This is a genomic window from Pseudomonas sp. B16(2017), from assembly GCF_002113205.1.
In the GTDB taxonomy this organism is placed as follows: domain Bacteria; phylum Pseudomonadota; class Gammaproteobacteria; order Pseudomonadales; family Pseudomonadaceae; genus Aquipseudomonas; species Aquipseudomonas pharyngis.
On record NZ_NEKA01000006.1, the window covers coordinates 69009 to 90982 of the forward strand.

At 60.1% G+C, this 21974-nt stretch carries 23 protein-coding genes and 1 tRNA gene; 17 read left to right on the forward strand and 7 right to left on the reverse strand.

Annotation, left to right across the window (positions count from 1 at the left end):
• The first annotated feature begins 67 nt into the window (after nt 1–67).
• On the forward strand, nt 68–307 hold the full coding sequence (locus tag CAG25_RS11870; RefSeq protein WP_007958011.1) for a sulfurtransferase TusA family protein: 240 nt from the start codon (nt 68–70) through the stop codon (nt 305–307).
• A gap of 32 nt (nt 308–339) precedes the next feature.
• Nucleotides 340–1410, forward strand: coding sequence for an AI-2E family transporter (locus tag CAG25_RS11875; protein ID WP_039772670.1), 1071 nt, complete (start codon nt 340–342; stop codon nt 1408–1410).
• A gap of 123 nt (nt 1411–1533) precedes the next feature.
• Here CAG25_RS11875 and CAG25_RS11880 read toward each other — a convergent pair whose 3' ends face one another.
• Nucleotides 1534–2007, reverse strand: coding sequence for a peroxiredoxin (locus CAG25_RS11880; RefSeq protein ID WP_064594118.1), 474 nt, complete (start codon nt 2005–2007; stop codon nt 1534–1536).
• A gap of 10 nt (nt 2008–2017) precedes the next feature.
• Nucleotides 2018–2578: a glycine cleavage system protein R gene (locus tag CAG25_RS11885; protein WP_007958014.1), complete on the reverse strand. Its 561-nt coding sequence runs from the start codon at nt 2576–2578 to the stop codon at nt 2018–2020.
• A gap of 313 nt (nt 2579–2891) precedes the next feature.
• Between CAG25_RS11885 and dapA the strand changes: the two genes are divergently transcribed.
• The 5 genes from dapA to CAG25_RS11915 all read left to right on the forward strand — a co-directional run bounded on the left by dapA (nt 2892) and on the right by CAG25_RS11915 (nt 6585).
• The gene (gene dapA, locus CAG25_RS11895; protein ID WP_007958015.1) at nt 2892–3770 is read left to right on the forward strand and encodes a 4-hydroxy-tetrahydrodipicolinate synthase; all 879 of its coding nucleotides are present in this window, start codon (nt 2892–2894) and stop codon (nt 3768–3770) included.
• A 17-nt stretch (nt 3771–3787) separates the two neighbouring features.
• A complete protein-coding gene (bamC, locus tag CAG25_RS11900) occupies nt 3788–4903 on the forward strand; it encodes an outer membrane protein assembly factor BamC (RefSeq protein WP_011332910.1) in 1116 nt (371 codons plus the stop codon).
• A gap of 4 nt (nt 4904–4907) precedes the next feature.
• On the forward strand, nt 4908–5669 hold the full coding sequence (locus CAG25_RS11905; protein WP_011332911.1) for an MBL fold metallo-hydrolase: 762 nt from the start codon (nt 4908–4910) through the stop codon (nt 5667–5669).
• Nucleotides 5670–5697: 28 nt separating this feature from the next.
• Nucleotides 5698–6411, forward strand: a complete 714-nt coding sequence (purC, locus tag CAG25_RS11910) for a phosphoribosylaminoimidazolesuccinocarboxamide synthase (RefSeq protein ID WP_007958019.1) — start codon at nt 5698–5700, stop codon at nt 6409–6411.
• An 84-nt stretch (nt 6412–6495) separates the two neighbouring features.
• Nucleotides 6496–6585 (forward strand) — tRNA-Ser (locus tag CAG25_RS11915).
• 74 nt (nt 6586–6659) lie between these two features.
• On the opposite strand, the gene CAG25_RS11920 is transcribed toward CAG25_RS11915, so the two are convergent.
• Both CAG25_RS11920 and CAG25_RS11925 read right to left on the reverse strand, forming a co-directional pair.
• The gene (locus tag CAG25_RS11920; RefSeq protein WP_085611611.1) at nt 6660–7556 is read right to left on the reverse strand and encodes a DUF2950 domain-containing protein; all 897 of its coding nucleotides are present in this window, start codon (nt 7554–7556) and stop codon (nt 6660–6662) included.
• Nucleotides 7553–8953, reverse strand: coding sequence for a DUF3300 domain-containing protein (locus CAG25_RS11925; protein ID WP_085611610.1), 1401 nt, complete (start codon nt 8951–8953; stop codon nt 7553–7555). The genes CAG25_RS11920 and CAG25_RS11925 overlap by 4 nt, the downstream gene beginning before the upstream one ends.
• A 257-nt stretch (nt 8954–9210) precedes the next feature.
• Between CAG25_RS11925 and ppk2 the strand changes: the two genes are divergently transcribed.
• On the forward strand, nt 9211–10035 hold the full coding sequence (ppk2, locus tag CAG25_RS11930) for a polyphosphate kinase 2 (RefSeq protein ID WP_085611609.1): 825 nt from the start codon (nt 9211–9213) through the stop codon (nt 10033–10035).
• 61 nt (nt 10036–10096) lie between these two features.
• On the opposite strand, the gene CAG25_RS11935 is transcribed toward ppk2, so the two are convergent.
• Nucleotides 10097–10288 (reverse strand): DUF1508 domain-containing protein, encoded by a 192-nt coding sequence (locus tag CAG25_RS11935; RefSeq protein ID WP_039772660.1) that lies wholly within the window; start codon nt 10286–10288, stop codon nt 10097–10099.
• 275 nt (nt 10289–10563) lie between these two features.
• Here CAG25_RS11935 and CAG25_RS11940 point away from each other — a divergent pair, with 275 nt between their 5' ends.
• The 6 genes from CAG25_RS11940 to CAG25_RS11965 all read left to right on the forward strand — a co-directional run bounded on the left by CAG25_RS11940 (nt 10564) and on the right by CAG25_RS11965 (nt 16144).
• The gene (locus CAG25_RS11940) at nt 10564–11532 is read left to right on the forward strand and encodes a glycosyltransferase family 2 protein (protein ID WP_085611608.1); all 969 of its coding nucleotides are present in this window, start codon (nt 10564–10566) and stop codon (nt 11530–11532) included.
• A gap of 3 nt (nt 11533–11535) precedes the next feature.
• Nucleotides 11536–12246, forward strand: a complete 711-nt coding sequence (locus tag CAG25_RS11945) for a bifunctional 2-polyprenyl-6-hydroxyphenol methylase/3-demethylubiquinol 3-O-methyltransferase UbiG (protein WP_085611607.1) — start codon at nt 11536–11538, stop codon at nt 12244–12246.
• Nucleotides 12243–12629 (forward strand): GtrA family protein, encoded by a 387-nt coding sequence (locus CAG25_RS11950; protein WP_085611606.1) that lies wholly within the window; start codon nt 12243–12245, stop codon nt 12627–12629. The genes CAG25_RS11945 and CAG25_RS11950 overlap by 4 nt, the downstream gene beginning before the upstream one ends.
• The gene (locus CAG25_RS11955; RefSeq protein ID WP_085611605.1) at nt 12626–14722 is read left to right on the forward strand and encodes a DUF6311 domain-containing protein; all 2097 of its coding nucleotides are present in this window, start codon (nt 12626–12628) and stop codon (nt 14720–14722) included. Before CAG25_RS11950 ends, CAG25_RS11955 begins: the two co-directional genes overlap by 4 nt.
• A 72-nt stretch (nt 14723–14794) precedes the next feature.
• Nucleotides 14795–15721, forward strand: a complete 927-nt coding sequence (locus CAG25_RS11960; RefSeq protein WP_085611604.1) for a LysR substrate-binding domain-containing protein — start codon at nt 14795–14797, stop codon at nt 15719–15721.
• A gap of 57 nt (nt 15722–15778) precedes the next feature.
• On the forward strand, nt 15779–16144 hold the full coding sequence (locus CAG25_RS11965) for a 5-carboxymethyl-2-hydroxymuconate Delta-isomerase (RefSeq protein ID WP_085611603.1): 366 nt from the start codon (nt 15779–15781) through the stop codon (nt 16142–16144).
• Between the two features lie 3 nt (nt 16145–16147).
• On the opposite strand, the gene CAG25_RS11970 is transcribed toward CAG25_RS11965, so the two are convergent.
• Both CAG25_RS11970 and CAG25_RS11975 read right to left on the reverse strand, forming a co-directional pair.
• Nucleotides 16148–17083: a LysR family transcriptional regulator gene (locus tag CAG25_RS11970; RefSeq protein ID WP_064594151.1), complete on the reverse strand. Its 936-nt coding sequence runs from the start codon at nt 17081–17083 to the stop codon at nt 16148–16150.
• A gap of 198 nt (nt 17084–17281) precedes the next feature.
• The gene (locus tag CAG25_RS11975) at nt 17282–18466 is read right to left on the reverse strand and encodes a cyanate transporter (RefSeq protein ID WP_085611602.1); all 1185 of its coding nucleotides are present in this window, start codon (nt 18464–18466) and stop codon (nt 17282–17284) included.
• A 298-nt stretch (nt 18467–18764) separates the two neighbouring features.
• On the opposite strand from CAG25_RS11975, the gene CAG25_RS11980 reads away from it, so the two are divergent.
• The 3 genes from CAG25_RS11980 (at nt 18765) to CAG25_RS11990 (ending at nt 21968) form a co-directional block, all read left to right on the forward strand.
• Entirely contained in the window at nt 18765–20414 is a 1650-nt protein-coding gene (locus tag CAG25_RS11980; protein ID WP_085611601.1) for a phosphoethanolamine transferase, read from the forward strand.
• A 130-nt stretch (nt 20415–20544) separates the two neighbouring features.
• Nucleotides 20545–21678 carry a ribonuclease D gene (gene rnd / locus CAG25_RS11985; protein ID WP_039772643.1) on the forward strand — a complete coding sequence of 378 codons (1134 nt, stop codon included), beginning with the start codon at nt 20545–20547 and terminating at the stop codon, nt 21676–21678.
• The gene (locus CAG25_RS11990) at nt 21675–21968 is read left to right on the forward strand and encodes a YcgL domain-containing protein (protein ID WP_007958052.1); all 294 of its coding nucleotides are present in this window, start codon (nt 21675–21677) and stop codon (nt 21966–21968) included. Before rnd ends, CAG25_RS11990 begins: the two co-directional genes overlap by 4 nt.
• Nucleotides 21969–21974: the final 6 nt, after the last annotated feature.

Below are 21974 nucleotides of genomic sequence, written 5' to 3' on the forward strand. Positions count from 1 at the left end.
TGTAGCCGGACACCGGGCCTGCGACCAGATATTCTAGGCAGCCTGACCACCTGATCCGGAGTGACGCATGACCGACGCTGTAGCCCATGACTGTGAACTGGACGCCAGTGGCCTGAATTGTCCGTTGCCGTTGCTCAAGGCCAAAATGGAGCTGAACAAGCTGCCCAGTGGCGCAGTACTCAAGGTGATTGCCACGGATGCTGGCTCGCAACGCGACTTTCGCACCTTTGCCAAATTGGCCGGTCATACGCTGCTGCGTGAAGAGGACGAGGCGGGTGTCTACCGTTACTGGCTGAAAAAAGCCTGAAACCGACCGCGTAAATGACCTAAGGAAAATTGATGTTCAAAGTGTTGCGCGACTGGATTCAGCGCTACTTCTCCGATGAAGAAGCCGTGGTGCTGGCGGTGCTGCTGTTTCTCGCCTTCACCGCGGTACTGACGCTTGGCGGAATGCTCGCGCCGGTGCTGGCCGGGATGGTGCTGGCGTATCTGATGCAGGGGCTGGTGCTCACGCTTGAACGTCTGCGCGTGCCCGGTGGGGCGGCGGTCGGTCTGGTGTTTGCACTGTTCATGGGCGTGCTGATGGTGTTCATCGTCGTGGTGCTGCCGCTACTCTGGCATCAGTTGATCACGCTGTTCAACGAGCTGCCGGGCATGCTCGCCAAGTGGCAATCGCTGCTGTTGTTGCTGCCGGAGCGCTATCCGCATCTGGTCTCCGATGAGCAGGTGCTTCAAGCCATCGAAGCGGCGCGAGGCGAGATCGGCAAGTTCGGCCAGTGGGCGTTGACGTTCTCGTTGTCGAGCCTGCCGCTGCTGGTGAACATCATGATCTATTTGGTGCTGGTGCCGATCCTGGTGTTCTTCTTCCTCAAGGACCGGGCGATGATCGGCGAGTGGGTGCGCGGCTATTTGCCGCGTGAGCGGGCATTGATCACCCGGGTCGCCGAGGAAATGAACCGGCAGATCGCCAACTACATTCGCGGCAAGGTCATCGAGATCGTGATTTGTGGCGGCGTGACCTACATCGCCTTCGTCGCCCTCGGATTGAACTACGCAGCACTGTTGGCGTTACTGGTGGGCGTGTCGGTGGTGGTGCCGTATGTCGGGGCGGTGGTGGTAACCGTGCCGGTGCTGCTGATTGCGCTGTTCCAGTGGGGCTGGAGCGATCAGTTCATCTATTTGATGGCGGTCTACGGGATCATTCAGACCCTGGACGGCAACGTGCTGGTGCCGTTGCTGTTTTCCGAGGCGGTCAACCTGCACCCGGTGGCAATCATCTGCGCGGTGCTGTTGTTCGGCGGGTTGTGGGGATTCTGGGGCGTGTTCTTCGCGATTCCGCTGGCGACGTTGTTCAAGGCTGTGCTCGATGCGTGGCCGCGCAAGGAGCCGGTGGTGGCGCCACTGCTCTAGAAACCGGATTATTCGTTGGCTCTTATGGCCCCTTCGCGAGCAAGCCCGCTCCCACATTAGACCTAGGTCAACTGTGGGAGCGGGCTTGCTCGCGAAGGCGTCAGTGAAGTCGACGCAGAAATATCAGGCCTTGTTCAGCGCCTGAGCAGCAGCCAGTACTGCATCCACGTGTCCTGGCACTTTCACGCCGCGCCATTCCTGACGCAGTACGCCGTTCTTGTCGATGAGGAAGGTGCTGCGATCAACGCCCAGGTATTCCTTGCCGTAGAGCTTTTTCAGCTTGATCACGTCGAACAGCTGGCAGACGGCCTCGTCCTTGTCGCTGATCAGCTCGAACGGAAACTCCTGCTTGCACTTGAAGTTCTCGTGGGATTTCAGGCTGTCGCGGGAAATGCCGAAGATTTCCGTGTTGGCAGCCTTGAATGCTGCGTATTGATCACGAAAGCCCTGGCCTTCGGTGGTGCAGCCCGGGGTGCTGTCCTTCGGATAGAAGTAGATCACCACTTGCTTGCCCTTGAGGGCCGACAGGCTGACAGTCTGCCCGCTGGTGGCAGGTGCTTCGAAATCCGTAACCGGTTGGTCGATGACAACGGCCATGAAAGCTTCCTTACATTGGGTTCTGTGGGCGCCACGGTTCGATCAGTGCATCCAGGTTCATGGCGTCGGCGAAATCCAGGAACTGGTCGCGCAGCCAACTGATCTGGGTGCCGGCGGGCAGGGTCACGGTGAACGTGGCGTTCAGCATGGTGCCGCCGGTCTGCGGTGCCTGATAGGTATCGCAGGTCAGGTTTTCCAGCTCGACATTGTGATCCATGAAGAACTGGCACAGCTCGTTGATGATGTCCGGGCGGTACGCCGAAGACACGTAAGCTACGTACGGCAGGGCTTGCGGACGATTTTCCAGGGCGGCGCTGCGCACCACATTGACGGTGAACGCATGACGCTTGGCCAGCACTGGCAGGCTGCCTTCCAGGCGGGCCAGGGCGTCCCAGCTGCCGGAGACTTCGAGCACCAGCGCGCTGCACTCGCCGTGGCGGGTCAGGCGCGAGGTGACGACCGCACAGCGGTTTTCATGGCTGGCGCGGCACAGGACGTTGGTCAGCTCCATGGGATTGGCGCCGAGGGCACTGATGACAAGGAATTGTTCGCGAACTGTGGGGGTGGACATGCAGCATTCCTAAAGCGATGAGCGGTCGGTAGGGAGAGGGCGTTGATTGCCGGGGCAATGCCTGTCCGGAAGACCCGATTCGTGTGGCGCTACGGCTCCATGAACAAGCAAGCGTACGGCAACGACACTGGAACGGGGCCTGGGAGGCCGAAACGGGAGACTGGAACCCGGCGTACAAGCTGATCAGTACCGATCAAAGTCTGAAGGGTAGCGAAAAGCGGCGCCAAGGGGAATGGCGGCACAGTACTTCGCTTGTGCAAGCATCTTGGCGCCAGTACCATTACCGCTCTCTTTTTCCGGCAGGAGCGGTTTCATGATTGCGGGCAGTATGGTGGCACTGGTCACACCCATGGATGCACAAGGGCGTCTTGACTGGGACAGCCTCAGCAAACTCGTGGACTTCCATCTCAAGAACGGCACCCATGCCATTGTCGCGGTCGGCACCACCGGCGAGTCGGCAACCCTTGATGTAGAAGAACACATCGCCGTCATCAAAGCCGTGGTCAAACAGGTTGCCGGTCGTATTCCGGTGATCGCCGGTACTGGCGCCAACTCGACCCGCGAAGCGGTCGAGCTGACCCGCAATGCCAAAGAAGCCGGTGCCGATGCCTGCCTGTTGGTCGTTCCGTACTACAACAAGCCGACCCAGGAAGGCCTGTACCAGCACTTCAAGCACATCGCCGAAGCGGTCGACATCCCACAGATTCTCTACAACGTTCCTGGCCGCACCTCCTGCGACATGCAGGCCGAGACCGTGATCCGCCTGTCCACCGTGCCGAACATCATCGGCATCAAGGAAGCGACCGGCGACCTGAAGCGCGCCAAGGCGATCATCGACGGTGTGAGCAAGGACTTCATCGTGCTGTCCGGCGATGATCCGACCGCCGTCGAGCTGATCCTGCTGGGCGGCAAGGGCAACATCTCCGTCACCGCCAACGTCGCCCCGCGCGAAATGGCCGACCTGTGTGAGGCCGCGCTCAAGGGCGACGCCGAGACCGCACGGGCCATCAACGAAAAACTGATGCCGCTGCACAAGGACCTGTTCATCGAAGCCAACCCGATTCCGGTGAAGTGGGCTTTGGTCGAAATGGGCCTGATGCACCAAGGCATCCGCCTGCCGCTGACCTGGCTGAGCGCTCCTTGTCATGAAACGCTGCGCTCGGCCCTGCGCCAGTGCAACGTCCTGGTTTAATTGAGGAAGTACAACGCATGAAGCGAATGGCCGGACTTTCCGCACTTGCCTTGATTATCTCCAGCACCAGTGGCTGCGGATGGATCTGGGGCCCGGAAGGTTATTTCCGTGACCGTGGTAGCGATTACCTGGAAGCGCAACAGACTGCACCGATGCAACTGCCACCGGACGTCAGCACCTCCAAGCGCCTGGATCCGCTGCTGCCGATCCCGCGCAACGTGGCCGACGACACCGCCAAGGGTGAGTACATCGTTCCGCGTCCTCAACCACTGTCGACCGTGGCCGACGCCAGCGACTACTCGCTGCAGAAGAGCGGTGATTCGCGTTGGGTCATGGCCCAGCACCCACCGGCCGAAGTCTGGCCAGTGGCGGTGCAGTACTTCCAGGACAACGGTTTCCGTCTGGATGAACAGCGCCCGCAAACCGGTGAATTCACCACTACCTGGCAGCATTCCGACGAACTGTCCGCCGCCATGGCCAAGCGCCTGAGCGCCGCCGGCGTCAGCACCGACAGCGAAACCCGCGTGCGGGTGCGCATCGAACCTGGCGTGCAGCGCAACACCAGTGAAGTCTATGTGGTCAGCGCCGAGCGTCCTGCCGGCAGCACCGCCAATGTCGATTTCACCAACCGTTCGGTCAACACCGGCCTCGACGCCGCGCTGGTCGACGACATGCTCGCGAGCATGAGCCGTACCTCCGAGAAGGGTGGTTCGGTGTCGATGCTGGCTTCGCGTGATTTCGATACCCCGAGCCGTGTCAGCCTGAGCGAAGACGGCAGCGGCAACCCGGTACTGAACGTCGGTACGGACCTGGATCGTGCCTGGTCGAGCGTCGGTCGTGCGCTGGAGCAGGGCGAATGGCGCGTTGAAGACATCAACCGAAGCCTGGGTCTCTACTACATCAACTTGTCCGAGAAGGCCGAGAAGAAAGACGAGAAGCCTGGTTTCTTCAGCAGCCTGTTCGGCAGCGCGCCGACCAAGGAAGAAGTTGAAGCCCGCGCCGAGCGTTATCAGGTTCGCCTGAGCAAGGTCGGCGAGAACGTTCAGGTGACCGTCGAGAAAAACATCAACACCGTTGCGCCAGCCGATGTGGCCCGCAAAGTGTTGAGCGTGATTCAGGACAACCTGGGCTGATCCAATGCGTTTTGCCGTTCTCGGCAGCGGTAGCCAAGGGAACGGCACGCTGATCGCCAGTGCTGATACGTATGTGCTGGTGGATTGTGGTTTTTCCCTGCGGGAAACCGAAAAACGCCTGTTGCGCCTGGGTGTGAACCCGGCGCAACTGAGCGCGATACTCGTAACCCACGAACATGCCGACCACGTGCATGGCGTGGGTTTGCTGTCTCGGCGCTACAATCTGCCTGTCTACCTCAGTCGCGGCACACTGCGCGGGATGCGCAAACCGATTGAACCTGCCGGTTTCGTGACCGGTGGCGAGCAGTTGCAGATCGGTGCTCTGAACATCGGGGTCATTGCCGTGGCCCATGATGCACAGGAACCGACCCAGTACGTATTCAGCGATCAAGAGCAGCGGCGCTTCGGCCTGCTGACCGACCTGGGTTCATACTGCGAGCGGGTGCTGGACGGCTATCGGGATCTCGATGCGTTGATGATCGAGTCCAACCATTGTCGCGACATGTTGGCCCGTGGTCATTACCCGTACTTTCTCAAGCAGCGGGTCGGCGGCGAGCTAGGACATTTGAACAACCATCAGGCGGCATTCCTGGTGGCCGAGTTGGGCTGGCAAGGCCTGCAACACCTGGTCCTGGCCCATCTGAGCAGCAAGAACAACCTGCCGCAGCTGGCCCGGCAATGTTTTGTCGACACCCTCGGGTGCGACCCGGACTGGCTGCAACTGGCCGATCAAGATTCAGGGCTCGACTGGCGCCACATCGCCTAGCCCATCTACTTAGCAAGCGGAGCCCATCATGGAAAAACGTGAAGAACTCTACCGCGGCAAAGCCAAATCGGTTTACAAGACCGACGACGCTGACCGCTTGATCCTGCTGTTTCGCAACGACACTTCGGCGTTCGACGGCAAGCGCATCGAGCAGCTCGACCGCAAAGGCATGGTGAACAACAAGTTCAACGCCTTCATCATGCAGAAACTCGAAGCGGCCGGCATTCCGACCCAATTCGACAAACTGCTGGCCGACAACGAAGTGCTGGTGAAAAAACTCGACATGATCCCGGTCGAGTGCGTCGTGCGTAACTACGCCGCCGGTAGCCTGGTCAAGCGTCTGGGCGTCGAGGAGGGCATGAAGCTCAACCCGTACACCTTCGAACTGTTCCTGAAGGACGACGCCAAGGGCGACCCGTTCATCAACGAATCCCACGTCGTTGCCTTCGGTTGGGGCACCGCCGAGCAACTGGCGCGCATGAAAGAACTGTCGCTCAAGGTCAACGAAGTCCTGAGCAAATTGTTCGACGACGCAGGCCTCTTGCTGGTGGACTTCAAGCTTGAATTCGGCGTGTTCAGTGACGGCTCCATTGTCCTGGGTGACGAGTTCAGCCCGGACGGCTGCCGTCTGTGGGACAAGGACACCAAGAAGAAGATGGACAAGGACCGCTTCCGTCAGGGCCTCGGTGACGTCATCGAAGCCTACGAAGAAGTCGCCAACCGTCTGGGCGTACCGCTTTAATCGACGCAAGCATCTGATAGCACGGAAAAAATTTCGTCTGGGGGTTTCCCATTCAGCGAAAGTGTTGTTATGATGCGCGCCGTTGGAGAGATGCCAGAGTGGCCGAATGGGACGGATTCGAAATCCGTTGTACCTTCACCGGTACCTAGGGTTCGAATCCCTATCTCTCCGCCAAACATAGAAAAGCCCCGTAGCTGAGAAGCTGCGGGGCTTTTTCGTTTCTGATCCGGCGCAATTCGACACCCCAACTACTTCTGCCCCAAATCCACCACCTCCCAACTATCATCCGGATCAAACCGCGTCATCGCCTTCGCCACCTTCTCCCCATCCGGCCCCAGATCCTTCTGAAAAACCTGGCCCTCATGGCTGATCATGAAGCTCATCACCCCGGTGTCGGCATACTTCGCTGGCCAGGCGATCAAGGCGAATCCGCGGCTCATCTTGTCTCCAATCAGATAGCTGTAGGCGCCGCCCGGGGCTGACGGGCCTTGGGCGTCGAGGATGCGGAAGTGGTAGCCGTGCCAGTCTTCGTCGTTGATGGCCTGGCCGAAGGCGGGGCCGAGGGGGCTGATCTGGCCGCTGTCGTCTTCTGGCCAATAGAGGCCGTCGTGTTTGCCGGGGGAACTGAAGATTTTCTGTGCGTATTCGAGGGCGCCGTCGCCGTCGCGGTCTTCCGAGGCGTAGTCCATTTGCGCGTCGTGGTAGGCCAGCGCCGATTGCACTGCCGCCAGTTCGTTGCGGCCGATGCGACGGGCACGGATTTCGACCTGCGCGGCTTTCATGTCGAAGCGCCAACCGGTTTTGTCTTTGATGAGGGGGATGGGCAGCGTCCAGTGATCGGGCCCGACGGAGAGTACGGCCTTGTTGTCGCCGGTCTTTTCCAGGGTGTGCTGTTCGCGGTATTGCTGCAGGAAGGCATCGACATCGCTGCGCTGCACGCCTTCACGGGGGATGAAACTGTGCCATTCCTCGCCCAGCAGTTCGGTCAGGCGTTTTTGGTCGGCGTGTTGCGTGCCGAGGGCTTCGACGAAGGCGTCCGCGGCTTTTTCCGGGGTTGGAAATACCTGCTGGGCCGAGGCGAAGGTCGACAATGCGAGGCCGGCCGCGAGGGTCAGGCAGTTTTTGACCAGAGAATGGATGTTCATCGACGGCCACCTCCTCTCTGACGCATGCCCCCGCCGGATGGCCGGCTGATCTGATGTCCGGCGGCGCGGGAGGTATTGGGACGTTGCGCAGAAATCTGGCTGGCCCGGCCGCGATCGGCCTGGACGCGGGTCTGGGACGGAGAGCGCGCGCCGGCGAAGGCGTTGTTTCGCGCACTGCCCGCGGCGGGTCGGTTTTGATTCGCACGGGTTTCACGTTGATTGACGCCGGGCTGGCGCGCCTCCCGCGTGTTGCCTTGAGCGCGGTCGGCGGCTCGGGGCCTGTCCGCACCGCCCTGCATCCGGTTGCCGGTATTGGCAGATTGCGCTTCGCGGACTTGATTGCGGGCTTCCCGATTGCTGGAGGCGGGGCGTTCGAAACCGGCTCTGTCCATCGAACTGCGCGCCCGTTCCCGCGCCTGCGTCCGCTGCGCGTTGTCCCCGCGATAGGCATCACGCTGAGCCGCGCCATCCAGCTGCCGGCCATATTGCGTACGGCTGCGGTTGTCACGATAGGGCACGCCATCGCGATGCACGGTGTTGTGCTGCCACTTGTTCTGGTTGTTGGTGATCCGGTTGTTGGCGTTGATGTTGTTGTAACGGTTTACATCGATGTCGATATCGTTATTGCTCCAATCGCAGTCGCCCCACAACGACGCGACGACCGCCACGCCCGTACCGAAAGCCAATCCTGCCACCAGTGCCTGACCCGGGTAATAAGCGGGCGGCGGTGGGTAATACACCGGCGGCGAGGCCGGATAAGGCCAGGTGCCGTAAGTGGTCGTCGGGTTATAGGTCGGAACGTAGACCACCTGCGGATCGGCGGGCTGAATGATGATGGTCGTGTTGTCGGCCGGCTTGGTTGTCCCGGCAGAGATGGGCGGCGTTACGTTCTGCACTGTCACATTCTGATATTGATTGCTCTGCAGATTGCCCGCCGCCTGCGCCTGACGCCGCAAGCGCTGAACGCCGGCCATGAGTTCGTCAGGCTGGGCCAGGAAGGCATCCCCCAGACGCTGCACCCAGACCGGATCCTGCCCCAGTGTCGCCAATACCTGCGGAAACGCCACCAAGGCCTGCACGCTCGGGTCCCACGTCTGGCTGGCCACTTGCTTGACCGCGTCATCGCCCTTGGCATCCGGATGGGCCTTGGACCAGGTCACGGCTTCGGCGACTTCTCCCGGATAGGTGGCGGCCATCAGCACTTGAGCGAGCAGTGGATCGGGATACAGCGCAATCGACGCGAGCATCTGGTCGAGCTGCTCCGTGGTAAACACGGCATCTTTGGCCGGAACGGTAGCCGCCGCTTGGGCCTCAGGCGCATCCGCGGCCTGCACCAGGACCGGTGCAGCGCTCAAGGCGAGCATGAGCGACGCGGCACCCAAGAGCGAACTGTGCATGACCTCTTCCCCACATCCAGATGGCAGGTTTGCAACACGCGAGGCATCAACGGCCGACATCGGAAGCTGCGCCGTGATGGAGAATGGTTGGCGATTGGCGTTCCGTCAAAAACTGCACAGGCTTTTTCGCAATAAGCACGTTGCCTGAGCGTTACCGCCCGTTTGCTTGCGTTTTGCGATAAATGACTAAACTTTCCGGTTCCAGGTCATGCATTGCCGACGAGCCTGGCTGTCGTTCCAACCCGAGAGGTCTGGTCATGGCAAAGGGAAAGAAGAAAGACTCGCCCCGAGAAAAACCTGACGAACATATAAAACTGTCGAACAAGGACTACCTTGCCGAGTTGCGCCGCCTGCATATCGAACTGGTGAAAATGCAGGAGTGGGTGAAGGCCGAAGGCATCAAGATCTGCATCATCTTCGAAGGCCGCGACGGTGCAGGCAAGGGAGGCACCATCAAGGCGCTGACCGAGCGGGTCAGCCCGCGAGTCTTTCGCGTCATCGCGTTGCCGGCCCCGACCGATCGCGAGAAGAGCCAGATGTACCTGCAGCGCTATCTGCCGCATTTGCCGGCGGCCGGCGAAGTGGTGATCTTCGATCGCAGTTGGTACAACCGCGCCGGCGTCGAGCGGGTGATGGGTTTTTGCACGGACAAACAGGTCGACAAGTTTCTCAAGACCGTGCCGCTGGTGGAGCGCGCAGTTGTCGGTTCGGGGGTGATCCTGCTCAAGTACTGGCTGAATGTCAGTCAGGAAGAACAGACCCGGCGCCTGGAGGCGCGCATTGTCGACGGTCGCAAGATCTGGAAGCTGTCGCCGATGGACCTCAAGTCCTACAGCCGCTGGTATGACTACTCCCGGGCGCGGGACGACATGATCGAAGCGACCGACACCGATTACGCACCGTGGCTTGTGGCCAACTCGAACGACAAACGTCGGGCGCGGCTCAATATCATCTCGGATCTGCTCAGTCGCATCCCCTACAAGGAGGTGCCGCGAGAGAAGGTGACCTTGCCCAAACGGCAGAAACCGGGCGGTTATAAAGAGTCGGATTATCCGTTCAGGCACATTCCCGAGAGGTTCTGAAACCGCATTCGTTCAGTCGCCGGAGCTGCCAATACAGGCAGCCCGGCGTTTTGGGTTTTCCTCAGATCTCCTTGACCGGTGTCTCACCCTTCACACCTTTGATCAACTCGATCACATGCAGACAATCCGCCTTGTTCACGTACGATTCGCCACTGGCGACCGTCTCGTGATTCCCCGCCCTTAATCTCCAGCGCCATTGGCCTTTACCGGTGCTCGGGGTGCCTTTGGATTGCCTGTAAATCTCGAAATACATTCAATTCGCTCCATGCGATGCGTTTGTGCGACAACCTGTCGCTTCGACGCAAGCCTAGCGGAGCGCGGTTTTTTGGCTATCGAGGATTTGTTTCCAATCGTTGGAGAATGTTTCCGTCAGGTGCGGGGCAGAGCGTCGGGATCGACCTTTGGATTGGCAGGTACGTCCTCGCTGCGCCCTTGCGTGACCTGGTTGGGTGCTGCTTAATACGGCGAGGCTCATGGCGTCGAATCCGTTTCGGCGACCCACCAACACTATAAGAAAAGAGCACTCCATTGACCCATCCGCACGGAACGCAACACGCGGGCCCGGTGACGCTGTCGCTGGTAGTGCCCGTATTCAATGAAGAGGACAGCCTCGACGGTTTTCTCCTGCGCATTCGGCAGGTTTTCGAGCAAGAGACGCTGGTCGAGCTGGAACTGGTGTTCGTCAATGACGGCAGTTCCGATACAACGCTGGAGCGCTTGCTGCACTGCCAGCAGAGCGACTCGCGCATCCGTATCGTCGATCTGAGCCGTAACTTCGGCAAGGAGGCGGCGCTGTCCGCCGGTTTGCAGACGGCCACCGGGCAAGTCGTGGTGCCAATCGATGTCGATCTGCAGGACCCGCCCGAGGTCATCCTGCAAATGATCGAGCGCTGGCGCGAAGGTTTTGAAGTGGTGCTTGGCCACCGCATCAGCCGGCGCAACGACTCCTGGGCCAAGCAGACTTCCGCCGGTTGGTTCTATCGCCTGCACAACAAAATTGCCGAACAGGCATTACCGGAAAACGTCGGTGATTTCCGGCTGATGGATCGCTGCGTGGTCGACGCGCTGCTGACGCTGCCCGAATCCCGGCGCTTCATGAAAGGTCTGTTCGCCTGGGTCGGATTTCGCACCACCCAGGTCGAGTACGAACGCGCGGAGCGGGCGGTGGGGCAGAGCAAGTTCAATGGCTGGCGGCTGTGGAATTTCGCCCTGGAGGGCATCACCAGTTTCAGCACCGAACCGTTGCGGATCTGGACGTATCTGGGGGCGCTGGTCTCTCTGGTGTCGTTCGCCTTTGCGATGTTCATTGTGCTGCGCACGCTGATTCATGGCGTTGACTTGCCCGGTTACGCCTCGCTGATGGTGGCCGTGACGTTTCTCGGCGGTTTGCAGTTGATTGGCATCGGCGTGCTCGGCGAGTACCTGGGCCGCACTTATATCGAAGCGAAGCGCCGGCCGGTTTTCCTGGTGCGCCGCATCTACGAATCCAAGGACTGACAGATGGACCTCAAGGAAACCGACATCCTCGGCGACAGCATCGGCGAGCATTGGTATTACTGCTCCAAAGCGGCCGCCACCCGCCGCTTGCTGGGTGAAACGCCGATCAAACGAATTCTCGACGTCGGCGCCGGTTCAGGATTCTTCTCCCATCATTTGTTGAGCCACACGGCGGCGCGCGAAGCGTGGTGCGTGGACATCAGCTATCCGGCCGATTCGAGCGCCACCACCGCCGGTAAACCGGTGCATTACCGTCGCTCGATCGACAACGTCGACGCTGATCTGGTGTTGCTGATGGATGTGTTGGAGCACGTCGATGACGACCTCGGCCTGCTCAAGTCCTACGTCGATAAAGTGCCATCCGGCAGCCGCTTTCTGATGACCGTGCCGGCGTTCCAGTTCATGTGGAGCGGGCACGATGATTTCCTCGAACACAAGCGTCGCTACACACTGACGCAGTTCGAAAACCTGGCCGCCGATGCCGGGTTGCAGGTTGAACGAGGTGCCTACTATTTCGGCGCGGTGTTCCCCATTGCGCTTGCCTCCCGTCTGTTGCCTGGTACTGCCCATGGCTCGGCCCCCCGTTCGCAGCTCAAGCGCCATCATCCGCTGGTCAATTCCGTCCTGAAGACGCTGTGCCGACTTGAGCTGCCTTTGATGGGCACGAACCGTCTGGCGGGTCTGAGTGTCTTCGTGCTGGCGCGCAAACCGTGACATCCACCGAAAGATCCGCCTTGATTCAGCGCGGCTTGCGCTTTGCCGTGACCGGTCTGTTTGTCACCGCATTGCATGCGTTGGTGGCGGTGCAGTTCATCAACTTTGTCAGCCCCCTGCCTCCGTTGGCCAACGGTGTGGCTTTTATTGTGGCGACGTTGGTGTCCTACGTGATCAACACCACCTGGAGTTTTTCGGCCCGACTGCACGGTAAAACCCTGCTGCGTTTCATGCTGGTTTCGGCGGGCGGTTTCCTGTTGGCGATGTTCGTGGCCTGGGCGGCACAGATGGCCGGGCTGCACTATCTCGCCGGAATCGGTGCCGTGGCGCTGACGATTCCGGCATTCACCTTCGTACTGCATAACTTCTGGACGTATCGATGAAGGACTCACAGGAGCACCCGGCACTTTCCCTGTTGCCATTGTTTTTGGGTGCTCTGGTGTTTTTTCTGGTGGTCGGACCGCAAGCGCTGAACCCGCAGAACATCGCCTGGCTGGAGCAGGGCGATCCGGCCACGCATTATCTGGGCTGGGCGTTTTTCCGACATTCGCCGTGGACTTTCCCGCTCGGGCTCAATCCGTCATATGGATTGGAACTGGGTAGCGCGATCATTTTTTCCGACTCCAATCCACTACTGGCGCTGTTGTTCAAACCATTCAGTGCCTGGTTGCCGGACACCTTTCAGTATTTCGGATTGTGGCTGCTGGCCTGCTGTGTCCTGCAGGCCTGGTTTGGCTGGAAACTGATGGGGCTGATGACGGCCAATCCCGTGATTCGACTACTGGGTGCCGGGCTGCTGGTGTTCTCGCCAGCGATGTTCTTGCGCATGGGCGGGCATCTTTCACTGGCCGGCCATTTCCTGATCCTGGCTGCGTTATACCTCGCGCTGCTGCCGAACCTGCGCCGACGGCGCTTGGCCTGGGGCACCTTGCTGGCGGTGACGGCATGGGTGCACGCCTATCTGCTGGCCATGGTTGCGCTGATCTGGGTGTTGGATCTGCTGGGCAAGACTTTCATTCATTCTTTGAGTCGGCGTCAGGGTTTGATCGAGGGCGGCATGCTTTTCGCCCTGGTGAGCATGTGTTGCTGGCAGGCCGGGTACTTCAGCATTGCCGATGGTGCGGCCTCGGGCGGTTTTGGTTTGTACCGGATGAATCTGCTGTCGCCCCTCGACCCGGCCGGCTGGTCATTGATCCTGCCCGACCTGCCGAAGGCTGACGGAGATTACGAAGGTTTCAACTACTTTGGCCTGGGCGTTCTGTTGCTGGTGCCGCCGGCTTTTTTGGCCTGGCTGCGCAACCGGCATTCCTTGAAGGATGAAGTACGTGCTCGTCCATGGCTGTTGCTGGTCATGCTCGGTTTATGGCTTTTCGCGCTGTCGAACCGAATAGGCATTGGGGCGTTGACGTTCGAGTATCCGCTGCCGGATGGCGTCATTGCCCTGGCCAGTATTTTTCGGGCCTCGGGGCGGATGTTCTGGCCGGTGTTGTATGCCTGCATCCTGACCATGATTTTTCTGGTGATACGCGGTTACCGGCCACGCATCGCCATCGCTCTGCTTGCCGTCGCGTTGTTGATCCAGGTTGCCGACACCCGCAGCGGATGGATGGCTATCAGGCAGGGGAAAATGCTCGCGCCGTCATCGGTCTGGAGTAGCCCGATGGTTGATTCCTTCTGGGCCAGTGCTGCTGCGCGTTACGCCAATGTGCGCAGCCTGATGCCGCAGAATCAGAGCGATCGCTGGCAGATGATCGCCGGTTTCGCAGCGACCCACGGGATGAAAACCGATGCGGTGTATCTGGGACGCATGAGCACTTCGGCGCTGACGCAAGCACAACAGAAAGCACGCGCGATGTTCGATTCGGGGCAGTACGACGCGGACTCCTTGTACGTTCTTGATGACGACGCTCTGGTCGATGCCGCATGGAGCATCAGCAGTGAAACCGATCTGTTGACGCGCGTGGACGGGGTAGCGTTACTGGCGCCTGGCTGGAAGCGCTGCAGGGAATGCCTGCAGATGCCTGATGAAGGGCAGCAGATATTGCTCACGCCGCTCACTCGTCCAGGGCAAACGCTCACCTTCAACTATCGCAACCGACAACTGACCGGCGGCTGGTCGAAGCCGGAAAGCTGGGGGACGTGGACGGAAGGACAACAGGCGAAAATCCAATTGAGAGTATCGCCACCGGCACGCTCGATCGTGATCGACGCATTGGCATTCATTCAGCCCGGGCACCCCGGCCAGCGGGTGATCGTCAGCCTGAATGGCCAACGGGTACTGGAGACCCGTTTGACGCAGTTTCAAGGCAACCGCCTGGAGATTCCGATCAGTGCCGCGCTCAACCAGCGCCTCGGGAGGGATGACCGGCTCGACATCGAATTGCAGCTGCCGGATGCCGTCAGCCCTCGGCAGCTGGGTATCAACGACGATTCGCGGATTATGGGCCTGGGGCTGAAGACGTTAACGGTGCAATGATGCAGCGTTTCGATGGACGCCGCCCCCACGGCCTTTCTACACTGCCGCCATCTGGGGATCGGGGGGCAATGGATGAACCGCAATGAACTTCGCAAGGCCGACATCAACCTGATGGTGGTGTTCGAGACCTTGATGCTCGAACGCAACGTGACGCGGGCCGCCGAGAAGCTGTTTCTCGGCCAGCCGACGATCAGCTCGGCGCTCAACCGTCTGCGCACCCTGCTTAACGATCCGTTGTTCATTCGCGTTGGCCATCGCATGGAGCCGACTGCCCGTGCCGAAGACATTTATCGCCATCTCAAGCCCGCGCTCGATTCTCTGTCGGTGGCGCTGAGCCTGACTCGTGATTTCGACCCCGCCGTCAGCACCATGACGTTTCGCATCGGCCTGTCGGACGACGTCGAATTCGGCCTGCTGCCGCCGCTGTTGCGCGCCTTGCGTCAGGAGGCGCCGAGCGTGGTGTTCGTCGTACAGCATGTCGATTACTGGCGGATTCCCGACTTGCTGGCGGCGGGCGATATCACCGTCGGCATCAGCCAGACCCGCGGCCTTCCGGCCAATGCCAAGCGCAAATTGTTGCGACACATTCAGCCGAGCATCCTGCGTGCCGACAAGTCCGACACGCCGCTGACCCTCGATGAATATTGCGCACGTCCTCACGTGCTGGTTTCCCACACCGCCAATGTCAGTGGCTACGCCGATGAGTGGCTGGCGGACATCGGTCGCACCCGTCAGGTGGTGCTGTCGGTGCCGCAGTACAGTTCGTTGCCGGCGCTGTTGGCCGGCACCGACCTGATCGCCAGCCTGCCGGATTACACCGCCGACGCCATGGCCGCTTCCGGGTTCTTGTTCAAGGAGCCGTTCCCGTTCAAGACCCCGACCCTCGACCTGTCGATGGTCTGGCTCAGCCACGTCGACAGCGATCCGGCGGAGCGCTGGCTGCGTTCGCGGCTGGAGCAATTCATGAGTGAGCGGCCGGTGATGTCGTCGTTGGAGTGAGTCAGACGATGCTGTGTTATATGTACGACCTTTCTGCCGAACCGCTGGAGCACCGAGATGCCACATCTGCACCTGGAATACACCGCCAACCTGCCGCAACTGAACGCCGACGTGGCGTTGATCCGGCTCAACAACACGCTGGTGGGTTCCGGTCAATTCTCGGCGGAGTTCGATATCAAGAGTCGTGCCACCAAGGTTGAAACCTTCAAGGTCGGTACCGCCATGAACGAGCGCGCCTTTGTGGCGGTAAGGCTGGCGCTGCTCAGCGGTCGTTCCTCGGAGATCAAGACGCAACTGTCGCAGAGCCTGTTGGCGGTATTGCAGGATCTGTGTGAATGGCCGGCCGGGGTTGAGGTGCAGTTGAGTGTGGAGCTGCTCGACATTGACCGCGGGGGCTACAACAAGATCGCCATCGGCGTGTAGAACTCAGGCCGTTTCCAGTTCCGCGCAGGTCTTGATGACCTGCTCGCGCAGCCAGAGGTTGGCGCTGTCCTGATCGACGTTGTGGCTCCACTGCATGTCGAGGGTGAACCCAGGCAGGCCGTTCGGCGCCTCGCAGTGATTGAACACCGCGTCGTTGGTCAGTAAACGCTGAATGCGCCGGGGCAGGGTCAGGATGAAATCGGTGCCGGTGATCATCTTCAACGCCGCGCTGTAACTGTTGGAGCGGGCGACGATCTGGCGTTTCTGCGCCTGGCGCGCCAGCCAGCCATCGACCATGTTGGTGGTCGACGTCCACGGTGTCGGGAACACATGCCGGCGTTCGGTGAAGGCTTGCAGGCTCAGGCGCGGTTCCAGCGGCGTGGCGCGTTTGTCGAACACGCAGACCAGGTCATCTTCCAGCAGCATGCGTGATTTCAGATCGGCGTGGCTGCGATGGAAGTGCGGGCCGAAGCAGATCACCAGATCGAGGCTGCCGTCGCGCAACTCTTCGACCGGCACGTCGGTTTCGAACTTGTGCATGTTGACCATCACCGGCAAGTCATCGAAGTCGAAGCGCTTCAACATTCGCGGCAGGATCAGTTGTTCGAAGTATTCCGGGGCGCAGATGTTGAAGGTCACCGGTTGCGCCATCGGGTCGAAGGTCGGGGCGCCGGCGTGGCACAGGTTGATGCTTTCGAGGATTTTCTGCACATGGCCATACATGCTGCTGGCCTTGTAGGTCGGGCGCATGCCCGTGCGGGTGTTGACGAACAATTCGTCTTCGAAGCTGGTGCGCAGTTTTTTCAGGCAGTAACTGACAGTGGACTGACTGACGAACAGCGCCTCCGAGACGTCGGTGACGCTGCTTTGCTCATACACGGCGACAAACACCATGAGATCCTGCATGTCGAGCTTTCTAAGCAAGTTACTGTTCAGCATCCGTTCTGTCTCGCTGTGCTCCTTGCGCCGAATCCGCGCAAACGTGTGCGCATGATCGTAACGGAACGATGGTGCCAGGAGAAAGCCCTGTAGGACGTTTCACGGTCAGTTGTGGGACAGAAAGTTTTAGTAACACGACGTGCCCAATCAAACCCGGCAAAGATGGCCAGAAGCCTTTATCCAGACGGGTCTGCCAGATTAACCCATGTGCCGCGCGTAATGCCGCGGGTTGAAACGCAGCACCATCAGCAGCATCAGCGCCATCACTGCCGTCAGTGACCACCACGCCCACTCGAAGCTGCCCAGTCGATCGCGAACCACGCCGGCCATCAGGGGCGAGAGCCCGGCAATCAGATAGCCGATGCCTTGTACAAATGCGGTCAGCCCGCCGGCTCGTTGCGGTTCGTCGAGGTGATCGAGGGATACGATCAGGCTCATCGGGAACAGTCCGCCGATGCCCAGCCCGAGCAGGCAGGGCCACAGCAGGCTCAGGTGCTGCGGGCTGAGGATCAGACCCAGGAATCCGGCGATGATCAATCCGAGCAGAGCGCCGAGCACCAGGCGTCGGTCACGGCTGCGATTGGCGATGGCGGGCACCACCAGCCCGGAAATCACCTCCATGGCCGTCAGAAAACCCAGCATCAGGCCGGCGTTTTGTTCGCTCCAGCCTTTTTCCACGTAGTACGGCGCCAACCAGGCGAGCACGCAGGTGTAGGACGCGGTGCCCAGACCGAAGAAGATCGCGAGCAACCAGGCGCGGGAATTCGTGAAGAAAGATTCTTTTCTGACGACGGTCCGGATGGTGTCCGGTGACGTGGCGCGGGTTGTCCACCACACAGGAATGGCGAGCAGTGCCAAAACCGCCCAGACCGCCAGACCTGCCCGCCAGTTGCCGGTCTCCACCATCACCCACGGTGCGAACGATGCGGCCAGCGCCGCGCCGCCCATGATCGAAGTGACGTAAAGCCCCATGCACAGCGCCACGTTGTCGGGAAACCGCGATTTGATCAGCGCTGGCATCAAGGCCTGGATCAGTGCAATGCCGATCCCGGCCAGCACGGCGCTGGCGATCAATTCCCCCGCCGAGTCGAGAAACCACCGCGACAGCGTTGCCACGCCAATGATCAGCAACGACAGCAGCACCGTGCGTTGTTCACCAAGGCGCTGGCTGACCGCCATGCCGAAGAACATCGCCAGCCCCATCGCCATCACCGGCAGCAGCGTCAGCAACGCTGCGAGGCTGAAACTCAGCGGCATATCGCCGCGAATGGCCGAGAGCAAAGGACCCACCGCCGCCATCGACGGGCGCAAATTGAGGGCGACCAGGATGATGCTGAGCATCAGCCAGAGGGCGGGGCGGGCAGCGGCGCGAACGTTTTCCATCTTCAAACCTTTGAACCAGAGACTGTCGATTAGGCGGGCAGGCGAGCGGGGCGGCAAATCAGAAAGTCGGGAGCGCTATCGAGAAATTCGATACGGCGTTTTCGTTGCCCGCGACTGAACCACAGCTGAATCATTCTCAAATACGCTGCAAGTTTCATGGTTATTTCATGTGCCAACTAATCGTTGGCTTCTTTTTCACAAAAAATTGATGGTTGCCTGCATAAAGTTTGTGTGGTCTGAGTCAATGAAATTTTCACAATTGACGACGGCACTTATTTCAAGGAAATCGCCCCTCGCCATGTTCAAGTTAAAAGCCGTGCGCCCGGAATGGGTGACGTTGTTTGCCAGCGCCTTTCTTTTGACCGGATTCAATTTCGTTCTCTGGCAACACCTGTTCGACATCACCGCTGCGGACGGCAAGGGCATTGCCATGCGTATTGCGTTCGGGGTGATGATCTTCGCGGCATATAACATCGTGTTGACGTTGCTGGCGTTTCGACCCGTATTGAAACCCGTATTGACGTTGTTGTTCATGGTCAGTGCCGGCGTGGCGTATTTCATGAGCCAATACGGGGTCATGATCGATGCCGGCATGTTTCGCAACTTTGCCGAAACCAATGCCACGGAAGTTCGCGACCTGCTGTCTTTGAAGTTGCTGGCTTATATCGTTTTTCTGGGTGTCTTGCCGTCCTGGTTGTTATGGAAAGTTCCAGTCAACTATCGTCGCTGGCATCGCGAGTTATTAAGCAAAGTTGTGGTGAGTGTCGCGTCGGTTGCCGTCATTGGCGGCGTGGCGCTGGCCAACTATCAGGGGTTGTCCTCGCTGTTTCGCAATCACCACGAAATTCGCCTGATGCTGGTGCCGAGCAACTACATCGGTGCTTCGGCCGGTTATCTGCGCGAGCAGGTGGCTTCGGCGCAGCAACCGTTTGTCACGATCGGCGAAGACGCCCAGCGCAATGCCGCCGTGCAGAATCATCCGCGCAAATCCCTGACGGTGCTGGTGGTGGGGGAGAGTGCCCGGGCGGAAAACTTCGGCATCCTCGGTTATGGCCGCGACACCACGCCGAAACTGGACAAGGAAGCCGGCCTGATCGCTTTCACCGATGTGCATTCCTGCGGCACGGAAACCGCCGTGTCGGTGCCGTGCATGTTCTCCAACATGGGCCGCAAGGACTACGACGCCAGCAAGGCGAAGAATGAGGAAGGGCTGCTGGACGTACTGAAACGGGCCGGGATCGACGTGATCTGGCGCGACAACCAGTCCGGCTGCAAAGGCACCTGCGATCGCGTCACCCTGCAGGACGTCAGCAACCTCAAGGATCCGGCGCTGTGCGCCAACAGCGAATGCCGCGACGAAATCCTGTTGCAGGGCCTGCAAAGCTTCATCGATCACCTGGACAAGGACACCGTGCTGGTCCTGCACCAGATGGGCAGCCACGGCCCGGAGTATTTCAAGCGTTATCCAAAGGAATACGAGCACTTCACCCCGGTATGTGAAAGCAATGCGCTGAACAATTGCAGCCGCGAGAGCATCGTCAACGGGTACGACAATACGCTGGTGTACACCGACCATGTGTTGTCGAGCCTGATCGACGTACTGCGCAGCAATCAGGACAAGGTCGATACCGCCATGCTGTACCTGTCCGACCATGGCGAATCCCTGGGCGAATACAACCTGTTCCTCCACGGCACACCGTACATGCTGGCGCCGGAGCAACAGAAACACGTAGCGATGCTGGCGTGGTTCTCCGACAGCTATCAGAAGTCCTACTCGGTCGACACCCATTGCCTGCAAATGAGCCGCGACAAGCCGCTGAGCCAGGACAATCTGTTCCACTCGATGCTCGGTCTGCTGGAAGTGCAGAGCAAGGTCTACCAGCAGGATCTCGACCTGTTTGCCGGCTGCCGGGGCGCGGTGATCGATGGCGTGTTGGCCAAGGACTGAGCCGGCAGACTCACTCTGTAAGACTATTCTTTCCCTCAGGCAGGAGATTTCATCAAGCTCTTGCCCTGTAGAGGCGCGGAAAGCGCCGGTGGCGATATATACTGCGCGCCATTCTTGAAGGGAGAGCCGTGTGGCCATCGATATTCACTGGATTCGCGACAACGATAGCCTCGCGCAGTTTTGCGCCGAGTGGCAGCAGCTGCCGTTCGTTGCCCTCGACACCGAATTCATGCGGGTCGACACCTTCTACCCGATTGCCGGGCTGTTGCAGGTCGGCGACGGCAAACGCGCCTACCTGATCGACCCGCTGACCATCAACGCCTGGCAACCCTTGGCCGCGTTGCTGGAAAACCCGGCGGTGCTCAAAGTCCTGCATGCCTGCAGCGAAGACCTTGAAGTCCTGCTGCGCCTGACCGGCAGCCTGCCGGCGCCGCTGTTCGACACGCAACTGGCCGCTGCCTACCTGAACCTCGGGTTCTCGATGGGCTATTCGCGTCTGGTGCAGGAAGTGCTCGGCATCGAACTGCCGAAGGGTGAAACCCGTTCCGACTGGCTGCAGCGTCCGTTGTCCGACACGCAAATCAGCTATGCCGCCGAAGACGCCGTGCATCTGGCGGAGGTTTTCGTACAACTGCGTCCGAAACTGTCCGACGACAAATACGCCTGGGTGCTGGAGGACGGCGCCGAACTGGTCGCCAACCTGCGCCGCGAAACCGATCCGTACGAGGTGTATCGCGAGGCCAAACTGGCGTGGAAACTGTCCCGCGCCCAACTGGCCGTGCTGCGTGAGCTGTGTGCCTGGCGTGAACGCGAAGCCCGCGCCCGCGACTTGCCGCGCAACCGCATCGTGCGTGAGCATTCCCTGTGGCCGCTGGCCCGGACCCAACCGGACAACCTCAGCGCGCTGGGCAAGATCGAAGACATGCACCCGCGTACCGTGCGTCAGGACGGCGAGTTTCTGCTTGATCTGATCAAGCGCTCTGGCAGTGTGGGGCCTGATCAATGGCCGCCAGCCGTGCCGGAGCCGTTGCCGATCGAAGCCGCCGCGCTGATCAAACAGCTGCGGGCGCTCGGTCAGGCTGAAGCGGAACGTCTGGGCATCGCGCCGGAACTGATGCTGCGCAAGAAAACCCTCGAAGCGCTGGTCAAAAGCGGCTTCCCCGAGGGCCCTTACCAATTGCCTGATTCGCTGCGTGGCTGGCGCCGCGAATTGATGGGCCAGAAGCTGCTCGACAGCCTGGCCACCGCCGGAGAACAGCCTTGAAACGTATTTGTTCCATTTATCAAAGTTCGAAGAAAAGCGGCATGTACCTGTACGTGCTCAAAAGCGATGCGCTGGAGCGCGTGCCGGAAGGCCTGATGGCGGCGTTCGGCAAGGCCAAGCATTCCTTCGATCTGGTGCTGACCCCCGAGCGCAAGCTGGCCAGCGAAGACATCGCCGTGGTCCTGGAAAACCTCGAAAAGCAGGGCTATCACCTGCAAATGCCACCGGCCGAGGAAGAGTACATCGAACACTTGCCCGAAGAGTTGCTGCGACGCAACGATCCGGTCTGATCCGCG